Origin of the sequence: Schleiferia thermophila (genome assembly GCF_003337435.1) — a bacterium.
Lineage (GTDB): Bacteria > Bacteroidota > Bacteroidia > Flavobacteriales > Schleiferiaceae > Schleiferia > Schleiferia thermophila.
This window is the reverse complement of sequence record NZ_QPJS01000001.1, coordinates 962604-977103: the sequence shown is the minus strand read 5'-3', so window position 1 is coordinate 977103 and position 14500 is coordinate 962604. Positions and strand designations below refer to the sequence as shown.

The 14500-nt window shown below is 40.7% G+C and carries 14 protein-coding genes; 12 read left to right on the top strand and 2 right to left on the bottom strand.

Annotated features, from left to right (window positions below):
• The first annotated feature begins 1 nt into the window (after position 1).
• From DES35_RS04195 to DES35_RS04185, 3 genes are read left to right on the top strand one after another with little or no spacing between them, the layout of a single operon-like run.
• Complete coding sequence (locus tag DES35_RS04195) at positions 2–1714, top strand: phospho-sugar mutase (RefSeq protein WP_114365876.1); 1713 nt, start codon at positions 2–4, stop codon at positions 1712–1714.
• Between the two features lie 10 nt (positions 1715–1724).
• Positions 1725–3404 carry an ArnT family glycosyltransferase gene (locus DES35_RS04190; RefSeq protein ID WP_037356492.1) on the top strand — a complete coding sequence of 560 codons (1680 nt, stop codon included), beginning with the start codon at positions 1725–1727 and terminating at the stop codon, positions 3402–3404.
• Positions 3401–4594, top strand: coding sequence for a peroxiredoxin family protein (locus DES35_RS04185; RefSeq protein WP_114365875.1), 1194 nt, complete (start codon positions 3401–3403; stop codon positions 4592–4594). Before DES35_RS04190 ends, DES35_RS04185 begins: the two co-directional genes overlap by 4 nt.
• Positions 4595–4597: 3 nt before the next feature.
• On the opposite strand, the gene DES35_RS04180 is transcribed toward DES35_RS04185, so the two are convergent.
• Positions 4598–5941, bottom strand: a complete 1344-nt coding sequence (locus DES35_RS04180) for a metallophosphoesterase (RefSeq protein ID WP_125039339.1) — start codon at positions 5939–5941, stop codon at positions 4598–4600.
• An 18-nt stretch (positions 5942–5959) separates the two neighbouring features.
• On the opposite strand from DES35_RS04180, the gene DES35_RS04175 reads away from it, so the two are divergent.
• Positions 5960–7012 (top strand): DUF4249 family protein, encoded by a 1053-nt coding sequence (locus tag DES35_RS04175; protein WP_114365873.1) that lies wholly within the window; start codon positions 5960–5962, stop codon positions 7010–7012.
• 27 nt (positions 7013–7039) lie between these two features.
• Here the strand turns inward: DES35_RS04175 and DES35_RS04170 are convergent, their stop codons facing one another.
• Positions 7040–8107: an OmpA family protein gene (locus tag DES35_RS04170; protein WP_211306532.1), complete on the bottom strand. Its 1068-nt coding sequence runs from the start codon at positions 8105–8107 to the stop codon at positions 7040–7042.
• A 132-nt stretch (positions 8108–8239) separates the two neighbouring features.
• Between DES35_RS04170 and DES35_RS04165 the strand changes: the two genes are divergently transcribed.
• The 8 genes from DES35_RS04165 to DES35_RS04115 all read left to right on the top strand — a co-directional run bounded on the left by DES35_RS04165 (position 8240) and on the right by DES35_RS04115 (position 14496).
• Entirely contained in the window at positions 8240–8794 is a 555-nt protein-coding gene (locus DES35_RS04165) for a thioredoxin family protein (protein WP_114365871.1), read from the top strand.
• A gap of 343 nt (positions 8795–9137) precedes the next feature.
• Positions 9138–9761: a mercuric transport protein MerTP gene (gene merTP / locus DES35_RS04160; protein ID WP_114365870.1), complete on the top strand. Its 624-nt coding sequence runs from the start codon at positions 9138–9140 to the stop codon at positions 9759–9761.
• Positions 9758–9985: a GDCCVxC domain-containing (seleno)protein gene (locus DES35_RS11665; RefSeq protein ID WP_114365869.1), complete on the top strand. Its 228-nt coding sequence runs from the start codon at positions 9758–9760 to the stop codon at positions 9983–9985. The genes merTP and DES35_RS11665 overlap by 4 nt, the downstream gene beginning before the upstream one ends.
• Before the next feature lie 1261 nt (positions 9986–11246).
• Positions 11247–11873, top strand: coding sequence for a hypothetical protein (locus DES35_RS04135; RefSeq protein ID WP_114365865.1), 627 nt, complete (start codon positions 11247–11249; stop codon positions 11871–11873).
• The gene (locus DES35_RS04130; protein ID WP_114365864.1) at positions 11846–12889 is read left to right on the top strand and encodes a hypothetical protein; all 1044 of its coding nucleotides are present in this window, start codon (positions 11846–11848) and stop codon (positions 12887–12889) included. The genes DES35_RS04135 and DES35_RS04130 overlap by 28 nt, the downstream gene beginning before the upstream one ends.
• Positions 12886–13674 (top strand): DUF2490 domain-containing protein, encoded by a 789-nt coding sequence (locus DES35_RS04125; protein ID WP_114365863.1) that lies wholly within the window; start codon positions 12886–12888, stop codon positions 13672–13674. Before DES35_RS04130 ends, DES35_RS04125 begins: the two co-directional genes overlap by 4 nt.
• Positions 13675–13877: 203 nt before the next feature.
• The gene (locus DES35_RS04120; protein ID WP_037356465.1) at positions 13878–14075 is read left to right on the top strand and encodes a cold-shock protein; all 198 of its coding nucleotides are present in this window, start codon (positions 13878–13880) and stop codon (positions 14073–14075) included.
• Between the two features lie 139 nt (positions 14076–14214).
• Positions 14215–14496 carry a hypothetical protein gene (locus DES35_RS04115; RefSeq protein ID WP_037356461.1) on the top strand — a complete coding sequence of 94 codons (282 nt, stop codon included), beginning with the start codon at positions 14215–14217 and terminating at the stop codon, positions 14494–14496.
• Positions 14497–14500: the final 4 nt, after the last annotated feature.

The window sequence follows — 14500 nt, the reverse complement described above, 5'->3', positions numbered from 1 at the left end:
CATGGAAACAAACATTATCGAACGGGCCCGTCTGTGGACATTACCCCCTTTTGACGAAAAGACAAGAACCGAAGCCCGGCAATTAATCGATAAAGGCGGAAAGGAACTCACAGATGCCTTCTATACGGACCTTGACTTTGGCACCGGAGGTCTGAGGGGCATAATGGGCTGTGGCACAAACCGCATCAACAAATACACAGTAGGGCAAGCCACTCAAGGCCTTGCCAATTATCTCTTAAAACACTTTGATCCTGAAACCACCTCTGTAGCCATAGCGCATGATACCCGAAATGGCAGTCGTATGCTTTCCGAATTAACCGCTCAGGTCCTCAGCGCCAATGGTATTAAGGTTTTTTTGGCAGAAAGTTTCAGGCCTACTCCTTGGTTGAGTTTTGCCATACGTGCATTGAATTGCAGAGCCGGTATTGTGATCACCGCATCGCACAATCCTCCTGAATACAATGGATATAAAGTATATTGGAGCGATGGAGGCCAGCTCGTACCCCCTTATGACAAAGCAGTGATCGAGGAGGTCAGAGCAGTTTCTTTTGACCAAATCAGCTTTCAAAGCAAGCCGGAATTGATTCAACTCATCGGAGCTGAGCTGGACCAGCATTATATCCAGACAATTAAGCAGCTTAGCCTTACCAATGTAGGCAAAGAAAATCTCAAAATAGTGTTCACACCCCTGCATGGTACTTCGGTCTATCTTTTGCCAGATGCGTTGAAGTCTTCTGGTTTCACTCAGATTTTGACCGTGGAACAACAAGCTACTCCCGATGGCAACTTCCCTACGGTGAAATCCCCTAATCCCGAAGAGGCTGAGGCTTTGAGCATGGCTCTGAAAATTGCCGAGGACGAAGATGCTGACTTGGTCATTGGGACCGACCCTGATGCTGACAGAGTGGGAATAGGGGTAAAAAATCTGGAAGGGAAGTGGACCCTGCTCAATGGCAATCAGACAGGTGCAGTTCTGATTTGGTACGTTCTGGAACAATTCAGAAAAGAAGGCCGACTCAAAAAAAACGCTTTTATCGCCAAATCAATAGTTACAACCGACCTAATCAATGAATTAGCACATGCCTACGATGTAGAATGTGTGGAAGTACTTACCGGGTTTAAGTGGATTGCCGACCTGATCAGAAAAAATGAAGGCACCAGAGAATTTATCGTCGGATGTGAAGAAAGCTACGGCTATCTGGTCGGCGACTTTGTTCGAGATAAAGATGCCATTAGCTCGGCAGTAATGATAGCGGAGACTGCGGCATGGGCCAAAAGTCAAGGCTCTTCATTCTACAAATTGCTTACGGACCTTTGGCTAAAATTTGGCTATTACGGCGATAAGCTGATCTCAATTACCAAAAAAGGCAAGGAAGGACTGGAAGAAATTGAGCGCATGATGGAAAACCTGAGAAAAAACCCACCAAAAGAACTCGGCGGTGAAAAAGTAATTAAAATTCTGGATTATAAATCGCTGATTTCCTCAGATCTAATAGCAGGTGAGTCCTCTTCCATTCAAATGCCAGCCTCCAATGTGCTCCAGTATTTTACTGAATCGGGCGCGCGGATTACTGCCAGACCAAGCGGCACGGAGCCAAAAATCAAATTTTATTTCAGTGTAAAAATCCCAGTACACTCTTTCAGCGATATAGCCCGGGCTGAGCATTCGGTCAATACACAAATTAATGCATATATGACCTCCCTGGGTATTTAATACACCAAGAATGAAGAGGTGGAAATTTGAAAATACGCTCTGGCTTTTTTTCTACCTGTCGATAGCAGTGGTCTATGCACGCGGACTTTTCCTGGGTATTATGGATGTAGACAGCGCACAATATGCTTCCATAAGTCGGGAAATGTACGAAAGTGGTGAATATCTGATGGTAAGGCATCAGGAAAGGGATTATCTGGACAAGCCACCGTTTTTGTTTTGGACTGCTGCACTGAGCTATCGATTATTTGGCATCAATGAATTTGCCTTCAGGTTTTTTTCCTTTGTCTTTAGCCTTATTGGAGTCTATGCCACCTACAGGCTGGGCCGGTTGCTGTACAATATCTGGGTAGGAAAAGTCGCTGCCCTCATCCTGGGCACCACTCAGGCCTGGTTTCTGTTTAATCACGATGTGCGCACCGACACTATACTGGCAGGCAGTGCCGTTTTCGCCACATGGCAAATCATCTATCATCTGAAGACCAAACGGGTTTCGAACTTTTTGGCCGGTTTCACAGCCATTGCAATTGCCATGCTGAGCAAAGGCCCGATTGGCTTGATTGTTCCGGCTATTGCCGTAGGAACATATCTGATTTCCAGAGGTTGTTGGTATAAACTGTTGCACTGGAAGTGGTTAGCTGGTGTTCTGTGGGTCTTGTTGCTACTATCCCCGATGATTTATGGCCTGTATATGCAATACGACGCTCAGCCCCAAAAAGAAATAGAACTCATGACCAGCTCCGGCCCGCAGGTGTACAAAGGTATATCCGGTATTAAATTTTATTTTTGGACTCAGAGTTTTGGCAGGATTACCGGCCAGAGCGATTGGCAAGACAAAAGTTCGGCCTTCTTTTTTGTACACAACTTCCTTTGGTCCTTTGCACCTTGGAGTATAGTGGCATGTATTGCTCTATTTTCCAGAATAAAAAACAACTTCTTTCAAGACAAAAGATACAAAGAATGGGTATCTTCCATCACTTTTTTGGTCGCATTTTTAGCATTTTCTGCTTCCAGATTTAAACTCCCTCATTATCTCTTCATTGCGTATCCTTTCGCAGCCATTTTTACCGCTTATTACATGGTGATGAGACTGCCGAAACTCAGTGGCTGGGTCAAAAACCTGATTGTACTGCAGCAATATTTGGTCGCTTTTTTCTCAGGAATCCTGGCATTGTACCTCATGGCAGTAGTCTTCCCGGAAAAAGAATATTCTTCCGTCATCCTTTGGTTTACGGGTATCTCGGCCATTATAATATCATTGCTCAAACTGCCCTATACCCGTGCCATCCTGGCAGCCGGAGCTTTTACCGGCGTGATGTTTAACGGAGTTCTGAACTTCAGGTTTTACCCCGAACTCTTTGAATATCAGCCAGGATATTTTTTGGCTGAGAAAATTCAGGAATTGAACATTTCGCCTTCCGAAGTGTGCATTTCCTATCCGAGATCAATTCACGCGCTGGAGTTCTACAGCAGACACATCTTCTGCCAGGCAGAGGACATTAGTCCTGTCCAGTCAAAGTATTGGATTTGTTCGGATGAACAATTAAAAAGTCTGGAACGTCAAGGAATTGCTTATGAAATGCTCTACCAGCGACCTGCATTTCACATTACCTTGCTCAATGCTGAATTTTTAAATCCCTCCACGCGATCGAAAACCTTAAGTCAGGTATATCTCATAAAACTAACTCAATGAAACACTTACATATATCTTATTTGCTACTTTTAGGGAACTTATCATTTTCTCAAAATGCGCATATCAGCGAAATAACAGCCAAACTTCACCCTGTACCCATCCGATTTGACGCCATTATCGAGGAAAATACCAATCGGGTTGCCCTTAGCATCATCAATGCTACGGACACCATTGTATTGACAGGACAGAAGATTATAAAAAATGAATATCTCTTCGAATTTCCTGTTTTCAACACCTACATTCGACTCAAAAAAGAAAATAAACACTGGACCGGACATTGGACCGATCAGGACAAAAAGGAATCTCACACTTTGACCCTCCGGCCAAAGTCAAAAAATCAAATCCGATATCCACTACCTGATTCACGGCAACAACAGGCTCGATACCTCATTTACTTCAACAGAGGAACAAATAACGAGCGCCCGGCAATTCTTGAATTCTTCCCTCACTCCTCCGGGCAAGTGAAAGGCTCCGTGCTCACTACTGCCGGAGACTATCGCTTTTTACAAGGCAGTGCTAATGGCGATAGTGTCATACTTTCTACTTTCGACGGAAAATTTGCCTATGTATTCGCAGCTCAGCTCATGGGTGATTCCCTGTATGGAATACAATATTCGCCAGGTGGTCCGCCCAGAGAATTTTCTGGTATACGAGACGACAACGCTCAACTGCCAGACCCTGAAAGCCTTACCAAAATAGCTAAGGAAGAGACCACAGTTCGATTCACACTGCCCGATACCGACGGCAGAAACGTGGAATTCATCGGCGATCAACAATCTCACAAAGTCACCCTTATCACCATCGGAGGGTCCTGGTGTCCGAATTGCATGGACGAGGCACGATTTCTCAACCAAATTTACAACGAATACCGGAGTAGGGGACTCCACGTCATCGGAGTTTATTTCGAATACACCGACCAAATGAACATAGCCATACCCTTGCTCAGGCGAATGAAAGAACAACTCAAACTGGATTTTCCCATCTTGTACGGAGGTAGCGTGCGCCGGCAGGCGGCCGCAAAAGTCTTTCCTCAAATTGAAAAAATCCTGGCCTATCCTACACTGATAGCCATTGACTCCAAAGGTCAAATCATTAAAACCTACACCGGATTTTATGGTCCGGGAACCAGTCTTTTCAGGGAATATGAAGCCGCTATGAAAAATTGGCTCGATAACCTTTTGTCCGATTGACCATCATACTTGCCCGTTTTTGGACCTGTAGAGCTCGATCAGCGTTACTTCCGGCCAAATCCCCACTCTGCCAGGAAAACCGATAAATCCTAATCCGCGGTTTACATACAAATACCGGTCATTTTCTCTATAGATTCCCGCCCATTTGGAATATTTCCATTTTACCGGACTCCATTTGACCCAGCCGGGAATCTCAATCCCAAATTGCATACCGTGAGTGTGGCCGCTTAAGGTAAGGTGAATTTTTTTGTCGAAATGTTTGATTTCCAGGTCAAAATGAGTAGGATCATGACTCATCAATACGATGAAATCGGTGTTGTTGGCTTCTTTTAGTGCTTCCGATATGCGGCCATGCTGAGGGAAGGGGGGAGCTCCAAAATTTTCAACCCCTGCCAGATAGATGGTATCCGAATCCCGCTGGATTCGAACACCTTTGTTGCGAAGATTGCTAAATCCGGCTTCCTCCTGGTAAGCAATCAGTTTTTTTAGGTTCTCGGCTTTTTCGGTCACAGAATTCCAGGGTACATAGTCTCCATAGTCGTGATTGCCGAGCACCGAATACTTTCCATACCGGGCTTGTATGCCAGACAGCACCTCTGTAAATGGCGCAGTTTCATCGGCTATGTTGTTTACCCAATCGCCTGTACAAAGCACCAGGTCTGGCTTTTGTGCATTGATTAAATCTACAGCCTCTTCCAGGGGCTCCTGACTTCTGAAACTTCCTATATGCAAGTCCGATATCTGAACGATTCTGAAACCCTCAAACGCCCTAGGAAGGTCGGGAAAAGCCAGGCGTACTTTATGCAGTTTAAAGAGATACTTGCCCTTGACCATCCCGTGAAACACCGAAAAAAATGGCAATGCAGCCAGAGCCACCGCCATGCGGCTGACAAATACCCTTCTCGTGGTGTCAAACTGCGAATTCAGCACAGCATTGCTCATCCAACTCAACAGCCGCCCTACATCTTCAATCATCAGCACTGCCGCGATCAGCATCTTTGGCACATACAGCAATATCATGGCACCAAAAATCCAAAAGGCCGGATAGTACCTGCCCGGCTGTTGCCCAACATACAGAACCAAAGAAAACACAGCCAGATAAAAACCACCCGTAGTCACCCAATACAAAGTCCTCGGCCAGGTGCTTTGAAAACCAGTCTTGAATGCCTGCCAGGCATAGTAATCTATTGCAACTAAAAAAATCAGCGAAACCAAAAACCTTATAAGATAAGTAGATGTCATTTCTTTACAATCTGTTAATTTCAAAAAGCCATGTGCACCAGGTGCTACTTTTTGCACATACCTTTGAATATCAAAGAAACGAAATACCGAAAAAATCGTTTTCAAATCAGTTGCTAATTTCGAATGAAAGTGAAATTCTCCAGAATAATTAAACTTTTTTCCGGTTTACTACTGGTATCCTGCAGCAACGAACTCAAAGTCAACGCACCGTGGAAAGACATACCCATCATCTACAGCGTACTTGACCCCTCAAAAGACACCCATTTCGTTCGCATTCACAAAGCCTTTCTGGGCGATAAGCCAGTAGCAGAAATGGCCTCCGTACCGGACTCGATCTACTATTCCGATTTACAGGCCGAAGTAGAAGAATACATCAACGGACAAAAAACCCGTTCCTTCCCCTTGCAAATACACCCAAACCCACCTAAACTAAACGAAGGAATCTTCACCACCGACGGCTTCAGGTTATATTATTTCACCGCTCAGCTTCAAAACAATGCACAATACAAAATCATCGTATCCCGGCCCGGCCAGCCCGACGCTACTGCCATCACAGACCTGGTCGGCACCTACAGAATTGTGAGGCCTGTCACTCAACAGCTGAACCTATCCGGCCGTTCCACCGATTTCGCCTGGACCAGGCCTGAGCGCGCTACCATTTTTACCTGGGAGCTCGACCTCTTCTATCTCGAGCAAAAAGTCAACAACCCCTTAGACACCGTCACCAAAGTCATCACCTATACCTTCAATCACGAACCCATCAATTTTCCCCAACAGCTCAATTACACCTTCTCCACCGACCAATATTTTGCATTCCTGGCAGCCAATTTCGACAGCGACCCCACCGTGTATCGTTTCTTTAGACGCATGCGCATGCGTTTGGTAGCCGGTCACGAAACCATGGCGCAATTCGTCCGGGTCAATGCACCCACCGGAGGTATAGTGCAGGAAAGACCGCTCTTCACCAATGTTGAAAACGGTGTAGGCCTCTTTACCTCATCCCGCACCGTAGTACCCAGCAACATCAATACCGGTCAGGAAATCATCTTTGACTTCGATCAGGGCACGCAAATCCGGCTTTTTTCAGACCCCGTCATGTGCAACAAACGCTTTGTACGCGTCACCAGCGTCGACAGCTGCATTTGCATCAATGGCAATATCGTCTGCTGGCGATAAGTTCCTACCTGCCTCTGCCCACATTGATCACTTTTTTTCAATCAACACATACATATCCGGCAATATATGGTATTTGTTAGCCGGTATGTCCTCCCATGCCACCACTTTGTACTTATCGCCCGACCGAATCTCACCCGCCAGCTCCCTTTCTACAAAAGCAATGCGCTGTTTCATCAGCCTTTCGTTGTCAGCTTTTATGTAAAAAGTATATCGATATCCAAAACTGTTTTCTATATCGCTGGCAATCAGCTTCAAATTAAACCTCGATGCCGGCGGCATATTGTTTTTAGCTGGAAAAAATCGGATACCAGGTAGCTCAAATCTCCATGAGTTTACCGGCGTAAAACCCTTTACCTCTATGCGCTCACCGGTATCAAAGAGCACAAAAGCCTCAATACGCCGGTTTTTCATTCGCGTCTCTTCGTTGGTCTCTTTTTCAGCCGGACGCCTGTTGCCAAACCCTTTGTATTGAAGCCTTCCGGGGTCTACTCCATGGCTGATCAAAAAGTTGGTGATAAATCTCGCCCGATCCTCCGACAGCCTGTGGTCATTGTTGCAGCACACATGACCTTGAATTTCCACTTTCAGCCCCCGCCTTTGCAGCAGCACCAGCAAAAGCTCGTTCATGACCTTAAGCGAGTACCAATGCGGCACCACTTGATTGGCGATAAAGTGCAAATTTGGCAGCACATATCGCTCTCCTGCCTTCAGCTCCAGGTCAGCGATTCTCTCCTCCGAATGCCCAGGTTCTGCCACCACAAACTCCGCAATCAATTCACACCTGCGGTTTTTAGCCTTGCCCTCTTCGGTCTCATTGCTGTATTTTGGACGGGTACGCCCGTAGTAGTTCAGCGTTATATCTTTCAGCTCCAGTCCCTTGCTGATCAAATACAGCCGAACATTTTCAGCCCTGCGTCGCGAAAGGTCCATGTTGTACGCATCCGTTCCCATCGAGTCGCAATGCCCCCCCAGCTCCACACCCACCAGCCGCATCCTGTCCTTGCCAAACAGCCACTCGTCAATCTGATTTCTCGCCTCCCTGGTCAACTTGTCCGAATTGTATATAAAATACACCTCAAACGACCTGATTTCCACATTTTGCGAAAACACATAATTCACAATAAACAACCAAACCAAAAAGATTTTCCCGGTACAGCTCCTCATTCAAAATTCAAAACTTAATTTGTGGAACGATTTTTTGTACAATTTTACCACAAATATTCACCTATGAAAAGCGCAAAACACATTTTACCGCTTCTGATCTCCCTTTCCTTTACCCTCCTGGCACAGGCCCAATCCAAAGTACAGTGGTTCAAATTTTCCGATATCGAAAAACTCCAGAAAAAACAACAAAAACCCATCTTCGTAGATGTGTACACCAACTGGTGCGGCCCCTGTAAAATGCTCGATGCCAATACCTTCAACGACCCACGCGTAGCCGAATACATCAACAAAAACTTCTACCCCGTCAAATTCAACGCCGAAGGCAACGACACCATCTACTTTCAGGGCCAGCTCTACATGAACCAAAATTATGACCCCACCCGCGCTCACAGCCGCAACGCTACCCATCCCTTCGCCGGTTATTTTGCCGTCAACGGAGGCCTGGCATACCCCACCACCGCCTACCTCGACCCCAACTTCAAACACCTCACACAACCCATCCAGGGCTATCTCACCCCCCAAAACATCGAACCCATCCTCAAATACTTCGGAACCAACGCCTACAAAACCAAAACCTGGGAAGACTTCCTCAAAGACTTCAAACCCGAATGGCAATAATCCCCAAAATCCCCGTTTACCCATACTTTAATGTTTATTTGGGCGTGCCCCCGCGCGCCAGCCACCTTCGGCGGCTTTACCGCTCGGGGTCGGGCTGCTCCGGGGTACGCTTCGCTCCCGTGCTTCGCACCGCCCTTGCGGGCGCCCTCCGCATCCCTCACGCATCCCCCCAAAACCCTAAAAAACACTACACTATCCTTCAGCACATCGCAGAAAAGCACTACTTTTGAACTACAATTTTTCGATACACACGTTGAATGGTCGATAGCCCGAAATACATACCTCCGGCAGTCAGTACACAGCAGCCGGAAAATCAACTTCAAGCCACAGAAAAATCTCAAAAATGAAAACAGCACACAAACTCGGCGCACTCGGACTATTGATAGCTCTCACCACTTCACTTTGCTGTATTACGCCCATTTTGGCCTTATTGGCGGGAATTGGAGGACTAGCCTCGACTTTTGCCTGGATAGACCCATTGCGACCCTATATGGTCGGTTTCACAATTTTGGTACTTGCTCTCGCCTGGTATCAAACACTAAAACCCAAAAGACAAACAAACTGCTCCTGCGACTCAACCGACTTTCCCACCGGCAAATCAAGAAGTACACCCTTCCAGCATTCAGTGATATTTCTGAGCATCAATACCACATTAGCCATCCTGATGCTTACATTCCCAACCTACGCACACCTTTTCATACCCAAAACAGAGGGCAACATCGCCATCACCCATCCGTCAAAAATCCAGAAAGTTCAATGTTCCATAAGAGGAATGACCTGCTCCGGTTGCGAAGAGCATATAAACCACCAATTAAGTACCTTACCTGGTATACTTCATACCACTACTTCATACAGAAAAGGAAACGCCATCATTGAGTTCGACCCATCCCGGACCGAAATCAATGAAATACAAAAAGCCATCGAAAAAGCCGGCTATACAGTTACGGACCAAAGAGAAATTCTATGAACGTCATCCTACGATCCACTATCACTTGTCCCGACTGTGGCTATGTAAAAGAAGAAACAATGCCCACAGACGCCTGCCAATATGTGTACCAATGTGAAAACTGCAAGAAATTAATAAAGCCCAAACAAGGGGACTGTTGTGTGTATTGTAGTTACGGAAGCGTAAAATGTCCGCCAATCCAAATAATTTCAAAAAATTACAAGAGTAAAAAATTCGACAATTAGGATAAGTTTAAGGAATATCGCAATGTAACTTACCGTTACGATTTATTTAGTTGTTTATTTTTTAGCTAACCTTAGATTTAATTAGATAATTGAATTTAAACAAAAATGTACTGTTGTCATAGCTTTTATTGTAAATTAATAATATTATTAAAGTTTATCAATATGCAAATCCAAAAACAGAGCACTTTATTTGATAAGTCTTAATGGCCATTATATTTGCAGCAATGAATAAAAACAAACGAAAAAGAGTTCTATTCCTACCCATTTTAATCCTTACACTTTACTATACAAAAGCACAAGACATAACGAAGGACACTCTGACCTTTGCTTCACTTAAAAAATCAAGATTGTCATTCATACTTTCCGACACATATCTCATTGGAGGTCTTAACACATCAGGAATATACTACAGTAATAATTTTAGAAAATTATCCTACAAATCAGGTTTTTCAATTGGAGTGGAACAATATTTTCCATTATAAGGAAAAGTTTTCTTAAGCACTGGCATTATAACCAGTCAGAGAAACTTTTCCTACTGGAAGGAAAAACCACGTATAGAAATAAACAATCTTTACCATACCTATAACAACTGCTTTTGAATTACCTATCTTAAGAACCTTGACTTTCGAATCTTTTTTGGGGCAGTGACTGCAATTAGATTAAACTCGTATATCTTGGGAGATTATTGTACATTATTAAATCAAAATTCTAATATCTTTTTGTATCAAAAAAGTGATTTTCATTCAATTGATTTTGGTTGGCATTTTGGCTTAAGTACTGAATATAAAAATATACTATTCAGGATTCGGTCATTTTCAGGATTTGTTAAATTTGATTATAAGGATCAAGGAATGATGAACTCTTTTAATATTGAAATAGGATATTTTTTATTTAGAAGAACAAATAAAAGAAAGCATGAATTGTAGAAAATATTATGAAATCATTTTAATAATCTTTACCATTTCTTCAATTCACGCTCAAACTATAGTAAGTAATTTTAAATCGTTCGGCAATTATTCAGGGACAGAAAAATACAATATAATCACAAAAGATACCATTCAGATAAAACACGGTAATTATTTATTCTTTTCTGACCTGATTACATCAATAAAAAATGGTAAATTTACTATAAAAGAACTTTCAATAAACGGTTCGTATTTACAAAATTAAAAAAAACGGAATATGGAGATATAAATACAATTCGTATTCATTAGAAAATTTAAAATTAAAACGATCATGGAATGTCACTTTGCAACACAATTTGAACGGAGTTGAGGATGAATTTAAAATAACCTACTCAAAAGGAAACTTTAATGGTAATTCAAATTATACAAAAAGATATATCACAAACGGACAACTAGGAAATCCAAAAGCTCACGCGCAAATTAATTTTGTAAACGATACAATAATTGGAGCATTTGAAATTTCTATCGATAAAATTAAAATTAAAGGTAAAACTAATAAACAAGGATTTTTAGATGGAACTGTACTTTTGAAGTACTACATTAAGAATGACTCAATAATTGAAACAAGAAAATATCAGGATGGATTTTTATTAGAAATTGAAAAGAGAAATGCATCAACCAATGAATTGCTCGTCAAACTAATTTACGAAGACATAATAAAGAAGCTTTCACAAATAAAAAAACAAGAAGACAACTTATATTTTAAAATATCAGATAAGTTTTTTGGCTTGGAATTTAATATTGATTATCAAAATTTCGACAATAGATTTGTTGAACAATTTGATGGCAATAAAATTCTTCAAAAATACTTGTGTTTATTTGACTCAATTCATAATAACAATACCTCTGAAAATACGAAAAAAAGTATTTTAAATTTATCAGAAGATTTAAATATATGTACAATAATGAGGAAGATTCATTAGTCGCTCATCTTTCAAAAGAAAACAATATTTTAAATGACAGTATAAATGAAATTATGAATAGTCCAAATGTAGTTTTTCGCGCAGAAAGTTCTGATACTTTATTTAAACAGTATCAAGTTTTAAAACACGTAAAAAGTAAATCTGATACATTACAAAAAGTATTTGAAAAAATCACTACTGGCTTCTTTGACTATCGTTCGCGAAATCAATTTTATTACAATGGAATACCAGGTTTGGCTGAATTTGATACCATTAAATATTTCTTAAAAGGTGACACTATAAGTTTACCATTTAACTTTAATCACAGAATTACTTCTTTTGACAATATAATTTATCAAATATCAAACTATTTACAGGCATTACAAGAAAAGGCAAATTCTACCATGTCAAACTTATCCAAATCGCTTAAAATATACGAGAATCAAGAAATAATTGACAGTTTAGATAGAGTTTTATCCTCATTGCAATCAAGTATAAATGAAAAATATTCTGAAGCATCTAATTTTGAAGATATTGATAATTCAAAAGTTTCATTTTCAATTAAAGTCTATCATAGTTTACATAAACGAATTTTAAGCGGTATTAAAAAAAAGTATATCAATAATTCTCTCTCACAAGAGAAAATGATTGAATTAGGCAATACATTAATTTGTTATTACGCATTTCTTGATTCAAATAAAACATACTTAGATAGAATAGATAATATGCATAAGTACTGGAATGACAGCCTATTTACCGTTTACCGAGACAATCCTTTCGATTTTCGAAAACTGCAAACCAAAATATTAGAAGGGGTACAAAATGCTTCAAATATTTTACTCAATCATTATGCAAATCAATTACTCAATGCAAAAACTTGCGAACAAATATATAATGAACTCAATAAAATAATTCTATTAAATAATCGAGTTGAATTTTTAGTAAAAAATATGGAATTAGATATTGTGCAAAAATTAAACAGAGCTTTAAGGCGAGAAAGAGTCCCTAACAGGATTGAAAGGTTGTTAGAATTATGAACAAATATTTAATTAAATACATCTTGTTTTTAATACCAATTTTGTCATCAGCTCAAGATGTTGATTTTTTAGACAATCGCATTTTGTACACTAAATACTATGTATCTGATTTTTTTAATGATTCGACTAAATGGGCTTGGGAATTAGATGTTGTCTATAGGAGGCAAAGCGAACTTGGTAAAAGAGATTTTTGGTCTTTACCGTTGCAATACAGTGTTAGGCCTTGGATTGCTTATCAGTTCACAAAATTGACAAGAGTAAGTTTTAACCCAATTGGTATATTTAATTCAGCACCTAGGTTTCCATTAGAAAGTGATTTAGACAGACCTTTTGAAAGAGAGCTAAGAACTACATTACAAATTAATAATTATGCCTTTTATGGCAGGTTTAATTTCACACATCGCTTACGATTTGAATCTAGATGGAGAGGGATAGACGATCCAAAGGGTCCTAGACATAATTACAGATTTAGATATCGAATACGACTAAGAACCCCTCTGAACACTAATTATTTTTACAAAAACAACACATTGTACATTTCAAACTATCATGAAGTTCATATTGAATTTGGTAAAGATTATGGAACAAATTATTTCTCACAGACAAGAAATTTTGTCGGATTAGGATACAGATTTTGGGATTGGACTCGGATTGAATTAGGATATATATATCAGTTGAATACAAGGTCAAACAATAGGGAAATTGATGTAAGTAGAGGGCCAATGTTTTACTTATTCTTAGATATACTTAGTCGAAACCAATCCAAATACAAATACTCGTTTTAAATACAAACGCAATCAAATCAAATGATACATCCTAATTGTTCAAGTTTATGTTCATATTTGGCTATGTTATCAAAAATGCATCATAAATGCTATTTATTAGTTAACATAATATAAATTATGGTTATAAAATAATTTTTCGGTTACGTCGGGGCTATGCATTTTTAACCGTAATTTGTCAGCTGATTTCGAATACTTTTTATTTTATGAAAACTGGTAAAGTTAAATTCTACAACGAAGCCAAAGGATACGGTTTCATTGTTTCCGATGACCAATCGGGTGAAGTTTTTGTCCACGCAACAGGACTCAATGAAAAAATCGCTCAAGACGACCGCGTACAGTACGAGGTCGAATCCAGCCGAAGAGGTCCGCAAGCTGTCAATGTATCTAAAATTCAATCCTAAATATTGGTTTAGCTTACATTGAAATTCTTTCAAAAGCCGCAAAAATTGCGGCTTTTTTTATTGTTTGGAACAAAATTTGACTTTTGTCACACTATAAGATGACATTTGGGATTTTTTAGTAATGTAAAATCGAAAAGCCATGAAAAATAATTTTCAACCCATTGAAAAAGAGGTGATTAAAAATCTTAAATTCCCAAAAAACGATGTGCTGAGCGATGAGCTTGAAAAAAAATTCCGCAAAATTGAGTTAGAACGTGCCTTGCGCCTGGGAAACGGTGAAAAAGTAAAATTCAATATCTATTTCGAAGACGAACGGGCCAAATTAAAAGTACACACCACCATTTGGGGGCTCACCGAAGATCAGGTAATTCTGAAAACCGGTGTCACAATACCCATCAGCAGAATTCATCTGCTTGATTGACAAC

What these genes read in the sequence shown, in the direction of transcription:
- DES35_RS04195 (WP_114365876.1), top strand. Translation starts at nt 2, where the DNA reads ATGGAAACAAACATTATCGAACGGGCCCGTCTGTGGACATTACCCCCT.
- DES35_RS04190 (WP_037356492.1), top strand. Translation starts at nt 1,725, where the DNA reads ATGAAGAGGTGGAAATTTGAAAATACGCTCTGGCTTTTTTTCTACCTG.
- DES35_RS04185 (WP_114365875.1), top strand. Translation starts at nt 3,401, where the DNA reads ATGAAACACTTACATATATCTTATTTGCTACTTTTAGGGAACTTATCA.
- DES35_RS04175 (WP_114365873.1), top strand. Translation starts at nt 5,960, where the DNA reads ATGAAAGTGAAATTCTCCAGAATAATTAAACTTTTTTCCGGTTTACTA.
- DES35_RS04165 (WP_114365871.1), top strand. Translation starts at nt 8,240, where the DNA reads ATGAAAAGCGCAAAACACATTTTACCGCTTCTGATCTCCCTTTCCTTT.
- merTP (WP_114365870.1), top strand. Translation starts at nt 9,138, where the DNA reads ATGAAAACAGCACACAAACTCGGCGCACTCGGACTATTGATAGCTCTC.
- DES35_RS11665 (WP_114365869.1), top strand. Translation starts at nt 9,758, where the DNA reads ATGAACGTCATCCTACGATCCACTATCACTTGTCCCGACTGTGGCTAT.
- DES35_RS04130 (WP_114365864.1), top strand. Translation starts at nt 11,846, where the DNA reads ATGTACAATAATGAGGAAGATTCATTAGTCGCTCATCTTTCAAAAGAA.
- DES35_RS04125 (WP_114365863.1), top strand. Translation starts at nt 12,886, where the DNA reads ATGAACAAATATTTAATTAAATACATCTTGTTTTTAATACCAATTTTG.
- DES35_RS04120 (WP_037356465.1), top strand. Translation starts at nt 13,878, where the DNA reads ATGAAAACTGGTAAAGTTAAATTCTACAACGAAGCCAAAGGATACGGT.
- DES35_RS04115 (WP_037356461.1), top strand. Translation starts at nt 14,215, where the DNA reads ATGAAAAATAATTTTCAACCCATTGAAAAAGAGGTGATTAAAAATCTT.